This is a genomic window from Streptomyces sp. NPDC037301, from assembly GCF_055602785.1.
This window is the reverse complement of sequence record NZ_JBVJWD010000091.1, coordinates 1-16,552: the sequence shown is the minus strand read 5'-3', so window position 1 is coordinate 16,552 and position 16,552 is coordinate 1. Positions and strand designations below refer to the sequence as shown.

Below are 16,552 nucleotides of genomic sequence, written 5' to 3'. Positions count from 1 at the left end.
CGCCCGCACTCCGCCACCACCTCGTCCACCAGATCAGGCGTAAACGCACGCGTTAACACTCCGAGAGCGATGCGATCCGAAAACCGCTCACCCCCGACCGACTTCACCTGTCCCGGCCTTGGCACACCCAACACAACGAGCCGACACCCTCAAAGTCACCGGTATTGCATCTAGTGCTGCTCTGCGGGGGTTCGTGGAGGGGCGTTGGGTGTCAGGCGGGTTCGTGGCGGGGCTCTCCCCCCGTCCCGCTCTCTCCTCCTGTCCCGCTCACACATCAGGCCGACCCCGACCCTGGGCCCCTGGCCCGTCCATTGTCAGTGGTGCGGTCCAGGATGGGGGCGTCGGATCTTCGGTAGGGAGGTGGGATCGCCATGTCGATCACAAACCAGCAGGTGGCAGAGTATCCGTTTCTGAAGGGGCTGTTCGAGGACGATTACTTCCCCGATCAGGTCGTCACCAGGGGAAGGAGATCCTGCTGAGGCTGTGCGCGCGGATCGATAGGCGGCTGCCCGGCGCAGGATCTCGCTCTCCAGCTGCCACTCCTTCTCCGCTTTCAGTAGCCGGGCGTTCTCGGCCCGCAGCCGGGCCAGATCCTCGGCCGCACTCCTGCCAACGTCGCGGTGTTCGGGCGCCGCCTGGGACTCGTCCTTGCGGACCCACGTCCGCAGCGACTCGGCCGTGATACCGAGATCAGCAGCCACCGCCGCATACGTGCGCTTACCGCCCGCGGCGCGATAGAGCGCGACGGCGTCCTTCCTGAACTCCTCCGGATACGGAGACTTGCGTCCCACCTGAACATCCCTCCCTGGACCATCAAGATCCATTGTCAGGGTGTCCACTCCAAAGGATCAGCCTCACGCGACAGCTTCCACCCCGCCACCGTCTGCCAGACCGGCTGGCCATACATCCAACACCGCGGCGGACCGCCCGTGCCGCACCTGGTGTCTCGCTTCATGACGTCTGCGGCAAGAACGGCGCCATGAGCAGCTCCGACAGATGCACCGTCGCCTCTGCTCGGTCGCTGTCGAGCCGCAGGTCGGCCGTCCGAGCCGCGTCATCCAGGCTGCGGCGACCGTCGCACACCGCCCGCAAGGTCTCGATGCCCGTGGCCAGCACCGCGTCCGGGTGCTCCGCGGTACCGCGGTAGATCCGCAGCGAGGCGTCGGCGACCTCGGCGACGAACGTGTCGGCGTCAATGCGGAACTCGTACGTGCCGCGCAGCTCGTCGGCGCGTACCGCGTCGAAGGCGGCCTTGATGCTGAGCATGATCGAGTCGACGCCCAGTTCACCCTCGACGGGGTGCGGGGCCTGATTGCCCCAGCGCCCGAGCTGGAGCAGCAGGGGCTCCAGCTCGCGGCCCCATTCGGTCAGTTCGTAGTAGTGGACGCGGGCCGGCGCCCCGAGTTCGCGGCGGTGGACGACGCCATGGTCAGCCAGATCGCGCAGCCGTTGGCTCAGAACGTTCGGACTCACACCGGGCAGTCCGGCGAGCAGGTCGTTGAACCGCTTGGGGCCGAGCAGCAGATCGCGCACCACCAGGAGCGCCCACCGTTCCCCTACGACATCCAGACTGCGGGCCACACCGCACGGGTTTCCGTAGTTACGCCTGCCGTTCATGCTTCCACGCTAACAGATCGCTTCGCTTTTAGGATGAGAGCTTGTTTTTTAGGAGTTGATGAATCTAGCGTGGAGCCATGAGCTTCCAGAGAACCGAAACGGCGAACCTGCGGCAGGGCGACGTACGGCTACTGGGCACCCCGACAGCCCAGCACCTGCTCACTACCCACCTCGTGGCGCGCCTGGCGTACACCGGCAAGGACGGGGCGCCTCGGTTGATCCCCGTCAACTTCCTGTGGACCGGCCAGGAACTGGTCGTCGGAGCATTCGCCGGCACCTATAAGGTCCGCGACCTCGGCGCCCACCCCGACGTCGCGGTCTGCATCGACTCCGCCGATGGCCCGCCGCAGGTGCTCATGCTGCGCGGCACGGTCACCGTGACCGAAGTCGACGGCGTCCTCCCGGAGTACGTCACGATGCAGCGCGCGGTCATGGGCCCCGAGGCCGGCGACGCCTACCTGAACGCCATCGACAAACCTGGACTGCGCATGGCCAGAATCGGCCTGCGCCCGACCTGGGTCGGCCTCCTCGACTTCCAGTCCGGCCGACTCCCCGGCCGCACCCCGCAACCCGTGCTCGCCGCCTTCGGCGTCGGCCAATGACCCGGCACACCCCCCAGGAATCAGAAAACGAAGGCAGAAAACGATGACCGCCCAGACAGATCCGACGCCACCACTACCCGCCGTCGCCTCAGCGCGGGAATGGCAGTCCGCCCGCGACGAACTCCTGGCCAAGGAAAAACAACTGACGCGCGCACTCGACGCGCTGGCCGCCGAGCGCCGACGACTGCCCATGGTCCGGTTCGACGCCGACTACGCCTTCGAGGGCCCACACGGCAAATCCACCCTGACCGGGCTCTTCGAGGGACACCGCCAGCTCATCGTCTACCACTTCATGTGGTCCGGTGGCGGCCACTACTGCCCTGGCTGCTCCAGCTTCACCGACAACATCGGCAACCTCGCCCACCTGCACGCCCGCGACACCACACTCGCTCTGGTCTCCGATGGCCCCCTGGCCGAGATCGCACCCTTCAAACGGCGCATGGGCTGGACCGTGCCCTGGTACTCCTCCCACAACAGCGACTTCAACGCCGACTGCGGAACCGGAGGCGGCTTCGGGCTGAGCGTCTTCCTCCGCGACGGCGACCGCGTCTACCGCACCTACTTCACCGCGGGCCGCGGCGTCGACCGGCTCCGCATGGACTTCAGCCTCCTCGACCTGACTCCCCTCGGCAGGCAGGAGACGTGGGAGGACTCACCCGACGGATGGCCCCAAACCGCCCCGTACGCCTGGTGGCGCCTCCACGACGAATACCCCCGGCCAGTAAGACGACTCCAGTCAACGACCCGAGCGGCGGCCGACAGCTCCTCCCGAAGGGACTGAGAAACCCGGCCCCTTGAGCTTGATCCGCTTTGACGGCCCTCGCGGCTGCTAACGACCTTGGGGAAAATTGAGGTCGGGTCGTGTTGGTCTGGCGGTTCGGCTGGTGGGTGATTCAGCAGGCCGTCGCGCGAACGGGCACGAGTTCGGTGCTCGTGAGGCGACGGGTCGTGCGTCGGGCCGCGCGGTCGGAGACCAGGCCAGCGATGGCGAGGTGGGTCTGCTCGTAGTCCTCGCGGCGTCCGGTGTAGCGCTGAAGCGGATGCCACTGCTTGTACTCGGCGTTGGTGTGTTCGACCACGATGCGGGCCGATGACTGCCGCCTGCGCGCCTCGCGCCAGGCACGCTTGTCGCCGTCAGGAGCGTCCTGGGCCGGCTTCTTCGGCGGGGCGCTGACCTGGGACGGGAACTCCTTGGCCAGACCCTGGTAGCCGGAGTCGACCTCGGCGTGCACATCGGGGTGGAGGCGGAACTGTTCGGCGATGCCCTCGGTACGCACAGCGGTCTGGTCGTGCATGCGGCCCGGGCGGACGACGCCGGAGAACAGGGTGCGGCCCTGGTGGTCGCTGAATGTGGTGGTCTTGATCGTGTTCTGCTTCTTCTTGCCCGAGACGAAGGCTTTGCGTCCGGGGCGGCCCGCGCGCGGGCGTCGGACCTGGACTTCCGTGCCGTCGAGCCGGATGTCGACGCCTTCGGCATCTGCGTAGGCGAACAGGTCGTCCAGGGTGCGGATGCGCAGACCGGGGCGGCCGGGGATGGCAAAGCCCCGCGCGGCGAGCAAGGGTCTGACCTCGCGGATCGCGGCGGAGACGGTGGAGCGGTCCACCCCGTACAACTCGGCCAGGGCGGCATGTGGCAGCCCGAGCCGCAGGTGGACCAGGGTGGCCGCGAGCCGGTCGGTGAACACCAGGCGCGGCTTGCGTCCGGCACCCTCGGCCCGCTTGCGGGGCACGCCCCTCATCACGTGCAGGGCCGACGCGCGGGCCGCCGCCCAGGGCGGGGCGAGTTCTTCGAGCAACTCCCCGAAATGTGCGCGGGAGACCCCGGACAGGGCAGGATGGGTACAGGCCGTACGGGCCCAGGTCAGCTTCACAACTCGCCCAACCCGTAAAGCCCTTCCCGTGTCACGGCCGACTCACTCCCGCCCTTCCCCCAAGGTCGTTAGGGTCGGGCCCATGGCTTCCATAGATGTCTCCCTGCGTCCCGTGCACCCCAGCGATCTGCCTGTGTTCTTCCGGCACATGAGCGACCCCGAGTCGAATCGGATGGCCGCCTTCACCGCCGAGGACCCGACGGACCGGGCCCACTTCGACGCGCATTGGAAGCGCATCCTCGCCTCGCCCGACGTCGTCACCCGCACCGTGCTCGCGGACGGCGATGTGGTCGGGCACGCGGCCGTGTACGGCGAGCCGGGCGAGCGGGAGGTCACGTATTTCATCGATCGCTACTACTGGGGGCGGGGCATCGCGACCGCGGCGCTGTGGGGGCTGCTCGCCGAGGTCCCCGAACGCCCGCTGCTCGCCCGGGCGGCGGCGGACAACACCGGATCGGTGCGGGTCCTGGAGAAGTGCGGCTTCAAGGTCGTCGGCGAGGACCGGGGCTTCGCGAACGCGCGGGGAGCGGAGATCGACGAGCTGGTGTTGCGGTTGGACGGATAAATTTCCCCACCCCGTAACGACCTCACCCGCGATTGAGTTCGGGGCATGCTGGTCTGGCGGTTCGGCTGGTGGGTGATCAGCAGGCGGCGTCGCGGGCGAGGACGAGGTCGGTGCTGTGCACGCAGGGCCGATGCGTTCTCAGACGGCGAGACAGAATACGGCGATCGCGTGATCGGGACGGGACCGGTCGTGGTCGGCCACGGGGGGTGATGGTGGTCCAGCCGGTCCTGTCGCATGGGGTCGACGGCGAGGCTACGGATCGTGGCCATAGATTCGGGACGCGCTCGGGTGAAGCGGCGGAGCGGTCCACAAGGTGGACCTGTCAGCCGCTGTGATGATGAGGTTGCGACGATGCCCGCATGACTGATGAGACACGGAAGACATACCTGCAGGCTGCCGAGAAGGCAGTGCACCTGCTGACTACAGAGCAGGTAGCCCAGTGCTGGGAGGCCGAGTCCGTGCTCCCAGGGATGTCAGTAGGTGGGCTGGCTGGTCACCTTGCGCGTAGCGTCCTCCAGGTCGAATGGTTCCTCGATGGTCAGGTACTCGGCGCAGAACCGGTGTCACCGGTTCGGTACTACGCTCGGCTCGCCGATACGTCGTTGCCGGGCTCTGCGCTGAACGTCGGGGTGCGTGCCCGCAGCGAGGAAACAGCCACAGCCGGCCCCGCTGTCGTGGCTGAGCAGACCCAGGCGGCGTGGGTGCGGCTATCGCAGCGGCTGGGCATGGAGCCGGCCGATCGACGGGTAGCCGTCCTCCACCGGCCGGGAGAGGAGATGTTGCTCGACGGATACCTGCAGACCCGTTGCGTCGAGCTGGCGGTGCACCTCGATGACCTCACACTCAGCGTGAACGCACCATGCCAAGTGCCCGATGCTGCGCTCGCCATCGCGGTGGATGTGCTCGTTGCAGCCGCCCGGGATCGGCACGGTGACCAAGCCGTGTTGCATGCGCTCGCCAGACGTGAGCGTGACGTTGATCAGGCCCTGCGCGTGCTGTAGTGACCAACCTCACTGGCTGGACCAACCTCGCCGCCGCTGTTGATCACTACCGGTCACGCCCTGACCGCGCACTCGACCTGATCAAGCCCGACAGCTGAGAACGCTCACGCCCTGGCTGTGCACGCGGCGGGGGGGGCCTCTTGGCAGCACGGTCGGAGATCAGGGCGGCGATGGCCCGCTGGGTCTCGGGGAAGGTCTCGCGGCGTCCGGCGAACCGCCTTATCGGGGCCCACTTCCGCAGCTCGGCATTGGTGTGCTCGGCGCAGATCCGGGCCGAGGACTGCCGTCGTCTCGCCTCGCGCCAGGCGTACTTGTCGCCATCGCAGGTGCCCTCCTTCGGTTTCTTCAGCGGCGCGGTGACCTGGCGGGGAAACTCTTTGGCCAGGCCCTGGTAGCCGGAGTCGACCTTCGCCCTCACGCCGGGACGGGTCCTGAACTGCTCGGCGATGCCCTCGGTGCGCACGGCGGTCTGGTCGTGCATCCGGCCGGGCCGTTCCGCCCCGGAGTAGAGCAAGCGGCCCTGACCGTCGCTGAACGTGGTGGTCTTGATGGTGTTCTGCTTGCGCTTGCCCGAGACGAACGCCCGGCGCCCGGGGCGGCCGGCCTTCGGACGGCGGACCTGGGTCTTTGCACCGTCGAGCCGCAGCTCGATGTTCTCGGCCTCCGCGTAGGCGAACACGTCCTCCAGGGTGCGTAAGCGTAGGCCGGGCCGGTCGGGGACGGCGAAGCCGCGGGCCGCGAGCAGGGGCCGGACCTCACCGATCGCCCGCCCGATGGTCGAGGAGCCGACATCGTAGATGACGGCGAGGGCGTCCTGGGGCAGGCCGGTACGCAGGTAGGCCAGCGTGATCACCAGCCGGTCGCGGAAGGCGAGTTCGTACGTCGGGCCAGCCCCGGCCCGACGGCGGCGGCCGTGCCCGCGCCGGTCGTGACGCTCGCTCTCGCACCGTGATTCCCACCCCGGTTCGAGCTCGTCGAGCAACTCGCCGAAGTGTTGGCGGCTCACGCCGCAGAAGGCAGGATGAGACAAGGCCCGCGCGGGCCCACTTCTTGATCGCACTCGAAGAACCCGCGCGGCCCTCGTCATGTCACGGCCCCGCCCCGATCAATCGCGGGGGAACTCGTAACCCCACAACCGATCAACGGAGTCGAGGCATGTGAGACAGGCAAAGAAAGCAGCGACAATTTGGGTCCAGAACGATTTCTGTGCCCGCGTGAAGGGTTCCTCCGACGAGGCCCCGGTCACCTACGAGGACCCGCAGACCAAGGAGAAGATCACCCACGGCACGGCCGACGGCCGTAAGGCGTGCCTTCACCATGTCGCTTCTGTTGGGGTCCCCAGGGTGGCGCCAGAGGTTCTAGCAGGTCGGCAGGCTGTTGCTGTCTGCGACATCTGTCGCGGACAGCAACAGCAGCAGCGCTTAACCGGGGAAATGCCGCAGAAGGAATAGGGTGGCCCCAGTGATGAGCTGCATACGACGAATACGTGCCCCCTGCGCGTTCGACGGCCCCGGAGCCGAGCTCCTCGGTATAGGCCAACCGTGAGAACTCATCGATCGCTGAGTGCACGAAGGGTGGGGTCGTGGAACCGGCGTAGCCCCACTCCGAGCCGGGTCAGGTCCCGGGTCACGGTCCGCCGAGGGCGCAAGTAGGCGGTGGGGTCTGGGCGGAGTCGCGGCTGGGAGTGTGTTCATCGGTCCCGCGTTTGGTCAGCGTGGTCCTCGTATGCTGTCGATGATGCGGGTCCAGTTGTCGCTGCCATTTCCTTCCTCAATCGCGCGCCGATAGTGGGCCTGCACGGCCAGTGGGAGCGCGAGGTCGAGGCCGAGTGACGTGCTGGTCTCGACGATGTGGTCGGACGTCGCACCCATCATGGTGACCGTGCTGAGGTCGCCGGGATGCTCTCCAGCATCCAGCGCGGCGCCGGGGTTCTCTTCGCCAGCCCTCAGGATGTCGCCAATCGAGTCGGCGGAGGAGAGCAACTCTGGCAGCGCTTCCTTGGCCTTCATTCCTGCGGTGCCTAGCATCGCGGTGGCGTGCATCAGTCCGGACAGGGTGGTGAGGAACACCGCGAGCTGGGCTTGATACATCATCTGAGCGAGGCCCGGGTCCTCGCCCAGGTGCTTTGGTGTGCCGAGCAGTGTCAACGCCGCCAGGTGGCTCTCCATCACCTGGTATCGGCCGCTGTAGTAGACATAGGCTGCCTCGGTGCCGACCATCGGCGCGGGGACCATGACGCCACCGGTGAGGAAGGTGGCGTCATGGCCCGCTGCCCAGGTTGCTGCCTCGCGTGTGCGGTCGGGAGTGTCAGAGCTCAGGTTGACCAGCGTCCGGCCGGCGAGCGATTCGGTGGCGCTGTCGAGGACGTCGTACATCGCCTGGTAGTCGGTGAGGCTGAGGATCAACAGGTCACTCGCTTCGACCGCCTCGCTGGGTGTCGCCGCGAGCGTGGCTCCGTCGGTGACGACGCCGTCGGCCCGACTGACAGTGCGGTTCCATACGGTGACCGGGTGGCCGGCGGTGAGGAGGGTGCGGGTCATCGCCTGGCCCATCGGGCCAAGCCCGATCACGGTGACAGCGCCGTCTTGCCTGGTGGTGCGGTTCTCTTGTTCGTTCACCCCTCCATGCTCGGAGAGCGCCACTATTCTCGGAAGTACCCACTATTTTCTGCGGTACTTACCTTTTAGTAAGGGGATCAGTGATGGCCAAGGCGCCGAGATGCGGGCCTTACATCTGCGGCATCGACGCTGCGCTCGACGTGGTGAGCGGCAAGTGGAAGGGACTGATCCTCTGGGAACTTGACGCCCATCGCGTACGCCGCTTCGCTGAGCTCCGCCGCGGTCTGCCGGGAGTGAGCGAGAAGATGCTGACGCAGCACCTGCGTGAGATGGAGGTGGACGGTCTCGTGCACCGGGAGGTTTATGCCGAGGTGCCGCCGCGGGTGGAGTACTCCCTGACTGAGCACGGGCGCACGCTCAATCAAGCGCTCGGGCCGCTCGGCGCCTGGGGGGTTGAGCGGATGCGTCGCGAAGGCTCCGAAGCGGTCGACGTCGCCGAGACCTCACACGGCTAAGTGGTCGGCTTCGGAAATCCTTCGGGGGTTGACCATGCGGCCGGTGCCACGGAGGATTGGTCGTGGTGATCGGCGGTGTGCCGGTCGAGCCTGGCCAGTAGATCGTCCAGGTCGGAGGTGGTGAACTTCCACTGGAACGGCTGTGCCGTGGCGTTGTAGCGGTCTTCGAAAGCTCGGAGCCGATCCCTGACCTGGGCAAGGTCGGTGAAGTCGTTGGGTGAGACGACCTTGCGCTGTACGACGGAGAAGTAGATCTCGACCTGGTTCAGCCAGGAGGCGTGGACAGGTGTGTGGACCATGACCGCGTTCGGGAACGCGGCGGACAGTCGGTCGGTGGCTTTCTTACCGCGGTGAGAGGAGCCGTTGTCGACGATCCAGAACACGCGCTTGGCGCTGGCGTACGGCTCCTGGGTCATGACCTGGGTGACCAGGTTCATGAACGGTTCGATGCCGGTGCGCGGTTCGGTGCGGCCGAATATCTGCGCGTGGCGAACGTCGTAGGCGGCGAGATAGGCCAGGGCTCCGCCGCGGCCGTAGGTGTGGTTGACGCGCATCGCGCGGGCCTGCCCGGGAGCGAGGGTGGGGTGGCAGCGGGCCTGGACGGAGGTCTTCTCATCCGCGCTGATGACGTACTCGTCCGTATCGAGCGGTTTGCCCTGCCAGGTGCGGGCGTACAAGTCCAGCACGCGTTCGGCCTTGGCGCGGAATCCGGCGTCGGTGATGAAGATCCATGAGCGGTGCTGCCAGGGCTTGAGCGCGTCCCGTGCGAGCCAGCGGCGCACGGTGGAGGCCGACAGGAACGTCGCGATGCCACGTTCGGCGGCCTCGCGGGCCAGCTCCGGGCAGCTCCAGCGGGACAGCGGCACGCCGGTCTCGGCGGGCAACTGGCAGGCCAGGGCGGTGATTTGAGCCGCCTGCAGTGCGGTGAAAGAGGGTGGGCGGCCGGGGCGCTTGCGGTCCGCCAGGCCAGGCAGCCTCGTTTCAGCGAAGCGGCCCCGCCACCTGCGCACGGTGTCTACATGTACCCCGACGCGCTCTGCTATGCGTGCGTTGGCCAGCCCTTGTGCCGCGTGTAGGACGATCTGCGCGCGTAGGCGCAGCCGGTACTCGGTCTTGTGGCCCCAGGCCATCTTCTTCAACTGGTGCCGCTCGTCTGCGGCCAGAGCTATCGGACGTGCGGTGGCGACGGGCACGGATACCTCTCGACCGGTGGGCGGTCCCATAGAACGGCTCCACAACTCAGTGCAGCGGGCTATGAGGGAACGGCTCATGCCCTGACGCTTTCGACACCGACGGTGCGGGCACGGACCACGAACGGCCGGGAGATGACGGTGAGGGCGACGGAGACTGCGGCTGTGGCGGTGATCGCGGTGCCTGGAGTGAGGTGTTGGGCGATCCCGCCGGCGATCACGGCGCCGATGCCCTGCCACGTCATCCGGCCTGCGGACTCCACACCCTGGATCTGGCCGCGGACCGGATCGGGGGTCAGCGCGAGAAGCTGCTCCTGCAGGGGCAGGGTGGCGGCGAACCCGGCGCTGGCAATGAACACTGCGGCTGTCGCAACCGGCAGGGGTAGGTGGATCGCGAACAGCAGGTAAGGGGCAGCGAGTAGCAGTCGGAGGGCAAACGCATAGCGGCGTCGCTGGTCTGCGGTGAGCAGTCGCCCGACGGTCAGGTCTCCCAGGAGCATGCCTGCCGATCCGGCGGCCAGGAGAGCGCCGGCGTGATGCGGGTCGTAGGAGATGAACAGAGCCTCGCAGCCGACGATCAGGCCGTTGGGAACCCACAGGTTCAGCAGGAGTGCCCGCTGGCCGGAGTGGGAGAAGAGCGCGATGTTGGTGGTCCAGGTCTGACGCAGTCCGGGGCGACGGGTCAGACGGATCGAGTGTTCCCGGACGGTTGTGGCCACCACGATCAACCCGATTCCTGTCAGGGCTGAGGCGACGATGAAGATTCCTTGCGGGCTCAGGTACCGCAATAGCACGGCGCCGATGGCGTAGCCGAGGATCGCCATGCCACCGGAGGTGATGTTCATCAGCGAACGTGCCAACGCGTAGGCGGAGGCCGGTACAACCTCGGCGAGCAGCCCCATCCGCGTGCCGGTCCCCAGGGACTGGAAGAATCCCAGCACCAGCAGTAGAGCGAACCGGGGAGCCAACGAAAGCCCTGGGATCGCCTGCGCGGCAACACCCATGAGCGAGACGCACTGGAGCGCGACGAGGGTCCGGCGGGGACGGCGCCCGTCCGCGACCGACATCAGCGTCAACGCACCGAACACGGTGGCGAATGTGGCACCGTACATGCTCACGGCGGTCAGGAATGGAGAGTTGGTCTGGTGGTTGACCAGGGTGCCGAGCGCGAAGCCCGACAAGGTGCTCGCGGCGACCATGAGCGTGAAGCTGGCGTACAGGCCGGTGAACTCGCGATTGCGGAGCAGAGCACGGTAACCGGCAGGGGCAGGTGTGACGAGTGCTGAGGTGTCAGAAGGCATGAAAAAAGCCTCCGGACGCGCGCGCCGTGGGCGCCGCCGAAGGCCAACGCGATCATTTTAGCACTCGCCCCAGACCTGCCCACGACCCGCCAGCATCACTTCGACCACGTCGCGGCCGCGACCGCTCGACGAAGCGACGTGCATGGTCCCGACTCCTGAGTCAACCCCCGAAGGATTTCCGGAGCGGACCACTAAGCCTGGATCCACCGGCTGTCCCGGGTCCTGTGGATAGAGAAATGAAGAGAGGTGCCTGCTGACCTGCGAAGATGGGAGTTACCACACCACCATCACGCATTATCAGCAAGGCACCTCGTAGATGAAAGTTTCCCACATCCCGGCGGCGGTCTCTGCTGCGTTCGATGACGGGAATCTGATCGCGTATGCGGGGCTGGTCCCGGTGATGCGGCTGGCCGAGCGGTGCGGTCTTTGGCGTCTGGTGGCCGAGAAGGTGAAGCTGCCCGGGGCGGGCAACGGTGCGGGTGCGGCGGCGGACGCCAAGGTCACCAGCATCGTGGGCGGTATGGCCGCAGGCGCGGACAGCATCGACGACCTTCACCTGCTGCGGCACGGTGCGATGCCGGCCGTGTTCGACGGTATCCGTACCCCGTCCACGCTGGGCACGTTCCTGCGCGCGTTCACCCACGGTCATACGCCCCAACTCCACGCCGTGCACCGCAGGTTCCTCGGCGCGCTGGCCGCGTAGATGGGGATGAGGTAGGGACGTGAAGCAAGGATCTCCACCACACCCTCCGCCAGATGCCCGGCCCCGTGGAACTTCCCTGGGAGTCGTAATCTGCGGGGACGGACACGGCCCCACTTGCTCGGCTGGGGTGAGATGAATGCCGCCGCAAGGTCCGGACTTTACGGTCGATGGGCAACTGACCCGGCTGTTGGCGGAATCCTCCTGTCACATTTCGGGTCGGAGCACTCCGGCGCATCGAATCTTTCGCTGCGATGACTTCATGTTCATCGGATCGTAAGTCCGACAACGGTGATCGCAGCACCGGCGTCCTCGCCTTGAACCACCCGTCGCCCTGCGACAATTCTGGCGCATGTGGCTGCACTGCAATCGGGTGCCACCGTCAGCACTGCCTCGGCAATCTCAGGGATCCATGCAAGGCCGTTCAGGGCATCGGCGAGAATCTCCCGAGCCATAGCAACGTTGGGAGGCCGGAAAGCCGAGACTGTTGTCTGACCGCAGGAATGGCCATCGTTACATGGATGCGCTGCGGCGAGGCTCTTGGCCACGGTAGCCAGGGCTCTGGCACGGCCGCCGGGGTCAGCAATCTCCGGGCCACGGCAGCAGCTTCGTCGGCGACAGCAGCAGCCACCTCACCCCGCCCAACCCCAGCGGGCATCGGCTGCATGGACCGGCAGGCACGTTGGAAGGAACTTGGCCGCCACCTGGAGCCGTGGAGCACGGAACTCAGGGGCTGTAGGCGGTCGAGTGTTCGCGCCTCGCCGACATCGCCCGGCTCGACAGAAAGCCGGAGTGGCACGGGGCCAGCCCGAGCACGGCAGGCCGTCGCAACACCGCACGACGGAGCCCCGCCTCCCCGGCGGGGCTCCGTCGTCTCGTCCGCTCTCACGCAGCTCTCACCAACTGGGCCGACTCCCCTGGACTGGGATGCCCTGAGCTGGCATTACGCGCCTGTCCTGGATTGGCTGGACGCGGCTGGACGGTCGTTACGACCTGTGCCATGTGGTACCGAGATAGGGGCCCAGGACCAGGACCGGTGCGTCTTCTGGCCCGTCAAAGCGGTATTGCAGGGTTTCAGTCGTCGTCTCACTCACCCGCCCACGCTCCCACATCTCACAATCTCTCACGACCGCGCGGTCTGTCCCTCTCCGGACCCATGCAGTCCGCCCCACCCCGTGGCAGCTCCACGAAGATCCTCCACACCCGGCTTGACGTACCACTTCTTCGTAGTCTTGACGTTCGTGTGTCCCGCCCACCGAGCCAACAGGTGGTCCGGCACGCCCTTGTTGGCCAGGTACGTGAAGCAGGACGCCCGAGCGTCGTACAGGCGCACCTGACGGAGCCCTAGTAGCTCCGTGATCCGGTATGCCCGTCGGCGGAGTTGCTTGATATTCCGAGCCTCCCCGATCTCGTCCACCAGGACGTAGCCGGAGTCAACGTAATCCGGACCGAGAGCAAGCTTTTCCTTTGCCTGGAGAGCCTTGAATGACCGGAGCGCATCCCACACCGGAGCCGGCAATGGAAGTTCTCGTTCTCCGGCCATGGACTTAGTGTCTTTCTCCACCACCGCCTTGTTCCCCATCATCGTCCGAGTATTGGCGATGCTGAGAGTTCCGGCTTCCAAGTCGATATCCTCCCAACGAAGTCCGCAGACTTCCGCCGGGCGGAGACCCATGAGGCAAAGCAGGAGCGGAGCGTAGAGCCTGTCTTCCCTGATCCCCTGCACGAATGCATGAATCTCCGTAACGTCCCAAGGTTTCAGTTCTGCCTTGGTTCTCCGCTCTTCCTTCCGAGCCCTACGCGGAATCGAAAGGTGCTGAGCCACGTTCATCGAAACGAGCCGCTTAGCCACCGCGCGATTAAGACAGTCTTTGAGGCGCGCAAGACTCATGTCTACGCTCGTCACACCGAGCGGAGTTCCGGCCTTTGCCCCACGGATACGCCCGCACTTGAGCGCCCACTTCATCCAATCTTCCACATCCCCTTCGGTAAGTTCCTGAAGCAGGATCTCACCGAGCTTTCCCCAGACTCGGTCCAGGGTGATTCGGTAGTTGTAGATGGTGGTTTCTTCCAGATCTTCCGCCTTCTTCTCCAACCGTTGGTCAATCCATATGCTGACCGTCAGTTGGCTAGGCGGGACGAACGTACCCGAGTTCCGCTCGTTCTCAATTCGGGACAGTTCCGCCTTGGCTTCCCGGAGCGTGGCCCTGGTAACAGTTAGTACTCCAGCTGTAGATTGTGATCTTCATGTTTGAGTTGCGACTTGTCGCCGGTAGTGACTGGTGCGTGATCGGGCTTGATGACGTCGTCTCCACTCGGACCAGCTGAGGCGGTGGGCCACGCTGGACAGCGGCTGGACGACGAGCGCGATGAACAGGTGCTGGATCTCGTTGCAGGTCAGCGGAATGAGGTCGTCGGAGGCAGGACGGGTATGTTCGTCAGCGCGGACGACGGCGAGGAAGGCGTGGGCGAGCATGGCGAGGGTGACCCAGCGGGCCCATGAGAGGTAGCGGCGGAGCTGGTGCTCGTCCAGGCCGGCCAGCCCCTTCTCGGTCTGGAAGGTTTCCTCCACCCGCCATCTTGATCCGGCAACCCTGACCAGGGTGGCGAGCGGGTCCGGCCGGGTGGAGTGGCAGCGGTAGTAGGCCAGTTCACCGGTGCGGCGATTGCAGCGGATCAGCAGCTGCCGGTGGCCGGGGCCGGGCTCGGCCACGTCGATGACGGCCCAGTCGTAGAAGCGGTGGCCCTTGGCTCCCGCGCCTGCCGACAGCTTCTGCCAGGCACGCTTCGGCACCTTGGCCGCGAGCGTGTCGGCACGGAACTTGCCCGCTTTGGTGGTGACTTCGGCCGAGCAGGCCACCGCGAGGACATACCCCAGGCCGTTCTCCTCCAGGGCGGACCGCAGCTTCGGGTTGCCTCCGTAGACCCCGTCGCCGGTGACCCAGCCGACGCGGTGTCCGGCGTCCAGGAACCGTTCGATCATCGTGCGGGCCAGTTCAGGCTTGGTCGCGAAGGCGATGTCCTCGCCGAGCCCCGCCGCCCCGCACCGGTCCGGGTCGCAGGTCCAGGAACGGGGCACGTACAGTTCCCGGTCCACCGCCGCATGGCCTCGGGCACCCGCATAGACCAGGTAGACGGCAACCTGGGAGTTCTCGATCCGCCCGGCCGTGCCGGTGTACTGACGCTGGACGCCGACGGTGTGGACACCATCGCCGGTCTCATCCACGACCAGCACCGCCTCCTCATCGTGCAGGCGCTCGACGACGTACTCGCGGACATCGTCACGGACGGCGTCGGCATCCCGGGAGGCCCGGCACAGCAGATGCTGCATGCCATGCGGACTCGCTTCCCCAGCCCACTCCGCGATCGTCCAGCAGTTCTTGCGCGTCAGGTCCGACAGCAGGCCCAGCACCAACCGACCAGCCCGGCGCCGAGGTTCGACCCGGGCGAACCGCCCCGCGATACGGCCCATGGCCACCTCGAACGCCTCCCGCCAACGAGCGGGATCTATGCTGTGACCCGCGGCCACCGTCTCATCGTTACTCCACACAAGTCACGATGATCAACGGTGGCCGTACCCGTTCCCGGACCCGGCCCCACTGTCTGTGACAGCGAGGCTTGAACGCATGCCACTGAAGGTTTGCGCAGAAGGTCCCGGGCAACGCCACCGCCCCTTGGGCTGACGCAGCCAAGCGGCTACAAGCCCACAACGAGGGCGCAACGGGTGGGTGGCGGAGCTGCGGCTCGACACGGGTCGTCCCTACCATCCGGCGTACAGGGGGTACGAATAGCGACCCCCGGTCAAGGGGGGCTCTGTGCAGTCGACCGTTTCATGGCCGGTGTTCCGGCGCTTCGCCGGCGCTTTCACGGTCGGCGTGGCCCTGGCCGCAACCTCAGGGTGCACGGTGCCCGTCGATGCCGTCGCTGGCATCTCCGTGACCGGCGACGGCCATCTGCTCGGCGTCATGATGGTCTGCGGGCATCAGATCGATGGCGCGACCCTCTACGTGGACAGCACCGACGTCGACAATGAGGTGACGGTCGGTTCATGGGCCGCCGACCGACCGCTGACGGCCGGTCTCGCCACCTGGACCCTCGATGCTCCATCCGCCGGCTGGACCCCGACCAGATCTCTCAAACCGCTCACCGCCAAGACCACCTACACCCTCTACGGCTGGACCAAGGACAGCTCGTGGTCATCGAGTAGCGTCTCCTTCACTCTGACCGACCCGGACCGGCTCACCCCGGGAACGGTCCGCTACGACGACGTCTCGGGTAACGGCGACGTATCCGCAATCACCGTCCCCATAGCGGAGTTCAAAGCCAGGGCCTGCGAGAACAGTTAACGCCACGGCGCCTTGCGCCAGACCAGGCACCCACGAGATCACGATCTACAGCTGGAGTATTAGCCCTTCAGTTGTAGTTCGGTGATCAGATGCGTCGGGTAATTGCCGGTCATGGAGAATTGGTCGGCTGAGGTGGCCCAAGTCACTGCGTGGGACGCCCAGTTGCAGGAGCTATTGCTGCAGATTGCTGATGTCTTCCCGCGGGCGGATCTGCGACGGCGGGCTACGGCGTGCGTGCGTGGGTTGTTGGGTCCGGTCTCCCGGAAGAACGGCTGGCAGCTGGCGG

Annotated in this window: 14 protein-coding genes and 2 pseudogenes; 7 read left to right on the top strand and 9 right to left on the bottom strand. The window is 66.5% G+C overall.

Features of this window, described 5'->3' with window-relative positions:
• Nucleotides 1–498: 498 nt before the first annotated feature.
• Together ACZ7IB_RS46785 and ACZ7IB_RS46780 are read right to left on the bottom strand one after the other, a co-directional pair.
• Nucleotides 499–791 (bottom strand): annotated as a pseudogene (locus ACZ7IB_RS46785) (transposase); the annotation flags it as partial.
• 160 nt (nucleotides 792–951) lie between these two features.
• Nucleotides 952–1,617 (bottom strand): winged helix-turn-helix transcriptional regulator, encoded by a 666-nt coding sequence (locus tag ACZ7IB_RS46780; RefSeq protein WP_470921309.1) that lies wholly within the window; start codon nucleotides 1,615–1,617, stop codon nucleotides 952–954.
• A 77-nt stretch (nucleotides 1,618–1,694) separates the two neighbouring features.
• Here ACZ7IB_RS46780 and ACZ7IB_RS46775 point away from each other — a divergent pair, with 77 nt between their 5' ends.
• A complete protein-coding gene (locus tag ACZ7IB_RS46775; RefSeq protein WP_470921307.1) occupies nucleotides 1,695–2,219 on the top strand; it encodes a pyridoxamine 5'-phosphate oxidase family protein in 525 nt (174 codons plus the stop codon).
• A 43-nt stretch (nucleotides 2,220–2,262) separates the two neighbouring features.
• Nucleotides 2,263–3,000 (top strand): DUF899 domain-containing protein, encoded by a 738-nt coding sequence (locus ACZ7IB_RS46770; protein WP_470921306.1) that lies wholly within the window; start codon nucleotides 2,263–2,265, stop codon nucleotides 2,998–3,000.
• Between the two features lie 112 nt (nucleotides 3,001–3,112).
• On the opposite strand, the gene ACZ7IB_RS46765 is transcribed toward ACZ7IB_RS46770, so the two are convergent.
• The gene (locus ACZ7IB_RS46765) at nucleotides 3,113–4,090 is read right to left on the bottom strand and encodes a transposase (RefSeq protein WP_470921305.1); all 978 of its coding nucleotides are present in this window, start codon (nucleotides 4,088–4,090) and stop codon (nucleotides 3,113–3,115) included.
• Between the two features lie 91 nt (nucleotides 4,091–4,181).
• Between ACZ7IB_RS46765 and ACZ7IB_RS46760 the strand changes: the two genes are divergently transcribed.
• Nucleotides 4,182–4,655, top strand: coding sequence for a GNAT family N-acetyltransferase (locus tag ACZ7IB_RS46760; protein WP_382956605.1), 474 nt, complete (start codon nucleotides 4,182–4,184; stop codon nucleotides 4,653–4,655).
• A gap of 359 nt (nucleotides 4,656–5,014) precedes the next feature.
• Entirely contained in the window at nucleotides 5,015–5,656 is a 642-nt protein-coding gene (locus tag ACZ7IB_RS46755; protein ID WP_470921303.1) for a maleylpyruvate isomerase N-terminal domain-containing protein, read from the top strand.
• Nucleotides 5,657–5,702: 46 nt separating this feature from the next.
• Here the strand turns inward: ACZ7IB_RS46755 and ACZ7IB_RS46750 are convergent, their stop codons facing one another.
• Nucleotides 5,703–6,743 carry a transposase gene (locus ACZ7IB_RS46750; protein ID WP_470921301.1) on the bottom strand — a complete coding sequence of 347 codons (1,041 nt, stop codon included), beginning with the start codon at nucleotides 6,741–6,743 and terminating at the stop codon, nucleotides 5,703–5,705.
• A gap of 622 nt (nucleotides 6,744–7,365) precedes the next feature.
• Nucleotides 7,366–8,274 (bottom strand): NAD(P)-dependent oxidoreductase, encoded by a 909-nt coding sequence (locus ACZ7IB_RS46745; protein WP_327271981.1) that lies wholly within the window; start codon nucleotides 8,272–8,274, stop codon nucleotides 7,366–7,368.
• An 83-nt stretch (nucleotides 8,275–8,357) separates the two neighbouring features.
• Here ACZ7IB_RS46745 and ACZ7IB_RS46740 point away from each other — a divergent pair, with 83 nt between their 5' ends.
• A complete protein-coding gene (locus ACZ7IB_RS46740) occupies nucleotides 8,358–8,729 on the top strand; it encodes a winged helix-turn-helix transcriptional regulator (RefSeq protein ID WP_327271982.1) in 372 nt (123 codons plus the stop codon).
• Here the strand turns inward: ACZ7IB_RS46740 and ACZ7IB_RS46735 are convergent.
• Together ACZ7IB_RS46735 and ACZ7IB_RS46730 are read right to left on the bottom strand one after the other, a co-directional pair.
• On the bottom strand, nucleotides 8,726–9,952 hold the full coding sequence (locus ACZ7IB_RS46735; RefSeq protein ID WP_470921299.1) for an IS630 family transposase: 1,227 nt from the start codon (nucleotides 9,950–9,952) through the stop codon (nucleotides 8,726–8,728). The two genes, ACZ7IB_RS46740 and ACZ7IB_RS46735, sit on opposite strands and share 4 nt — an antisense overlap.
• Nucleotides 9,953–9,996: 44 nt before the next feature.
• The gene (locus ACZ7IB_RS46730) at nucleotides 9,997–11,220 is read right to left on the bottom strand and encodes an MFS transporter (RefSeq protein WP_470921298.1); all 1,224 of its coding nucleotides are present in this window, start codon (nucleotides 11,218–11,220) and stop codon (nucleotides 9,997–9,999) included.
• A gap of 316 nt (nucleotides 11,221–11,536) precedes the next feature.
• Between ACZ7IB_RS46730 and ACZ7IB_RS46725 the strand changes: the two are divergent.
• Nucleotides 11,537–11,917: pseudogene (locus ACZ7IB_RS46725) on the top strand (IS1380 family transposase); the annotation flags it as partial.
• Nucleotides 11,918–13,043: 1,126 nt separating this feature from the next.
• On the opposite strand, the gene ACZ7IB_RS46720 reads toward ACZ7IB_RS46725, so the two are convergent.
• The gene (locus tag ACZ7IB_RS46720) at nucleotides 13,044–14,015 is read right to left on the bottom strand and encodes a tyrosine-type recombinase/integrase (RefSeq protein WP_470921297.1); all 972 of its coding nucleotides are present in this window, start codon (nucleotides 14,013–14,015) and stop codon (nucleotides 13,044–13,046) included.
• A 150-nt stretch (nucleotides 14,016–14,165) separates the two neighbouring features.
• Complete coding sequence (locus tag ACZ7IB_RS46715; RefSeq protein ID WP_470921310.1) at nucleotides 14,166–15,392, bottom strand: IS701 family transposase; 1,227 nt, start codon at nucleotides 15,390–15,392, stop codon at nucleotides 14,166–14,168.
• Nucleotides 15,393–15,735: 343 nt separating this feature from the next.
• On the opposite strand from ACZ7IB_RS46715, the gene ACZ7IB_RS46710 reads away from it, so the two are divergent.
• The gene (locus tag ACZ7IB_RS46710; protein ID WP_470921296.1) at nucleotides 15,736–16,266 is read left to right on the top strand and encodes a hypothetical protein; all 531 of its coding nucleotides are present in this window, start codon (nucleotides 15,736–15,738) and stop codon (nucleotides 16,264–16,266) included.
• The last annotated feature ends 286 nt before the right edge of the window (nucleotides 16,267–16,552 follow it).

What these genes read in the sequence shown, in the direction of transcription:
- ACZ7IB_RS46735 (WP_470921299.1), bottom strand. Translation starts at nt 9,952, where the DNA reads ATGGGACCGCCCACCGGTCGAGAGGTATCCGTGCCCGTCGCCACCGCA.
- ACZ7IB_RS46770 (WP_470921306.1), top strand. Translation starts at nt 2,263, where the DNA reads ATGACCGCCCAGACAGATCCGACGCCACCACTACCCGCCGTCGCCTCA.
- ACZ7IB_RS46780 (WP_470921309.1), bottom strand. Translation starts at nt 1,617, where the DNA reads ATGAACGGCAGGCGTAACTACGGAAACCCGTGCGGTGTGGCCCGCAGT.
- ACZ7IB_RS46775 (WP_470921307.1), top strand. Translation starts at nt 1,695, where the DNA reads ATGAGCTTCCAGAGAACCGAAACGGCGAACCTGCGGCAGGGCGACGTA.
- ACZ7IB_RS46740 (WP_327271982.1), top strand. Translation starts at nt 8,358, where the DNA reads ATGGCCAAGGCGCCGAGATGCGGGCCTTACATCTGCGGCATCGACGCT.
- ACZ7IB_RS46755 (WP_470921303.1), top strand. Translation starts at nt 5,015, where the DNA reads ATGACTGATGAGACACGGAAGACATACCTGCAGGCTGCCGAGAAGGCA.
- ACZ7IB_RS46715 (WP_470921310.1), bottom strand. Translation starts at nt 15,392, where the DNA reads ATGGGCCGTATCGCGGGGCGGTTCGCCCGGGTCGAACCTCGGCGCCGG.
- ACZ7IB_RS46750 (WP_470921301.1), bottom strand. Translation starts at nt 6,743, where the DNA reads ATGACGAGGGCCGCGCGGGTTCTTCGAGTGCGATCAAGAAGTGGGCCC.
- ACZ7IB_RS46730 (WP_470921298.1), bottom strand. Translation starts at nt 11,220, where the DNA reads ATGCCTTCTGACACCTCAGCACTCGTCACACCTGCCCCTGCCGGTTAC.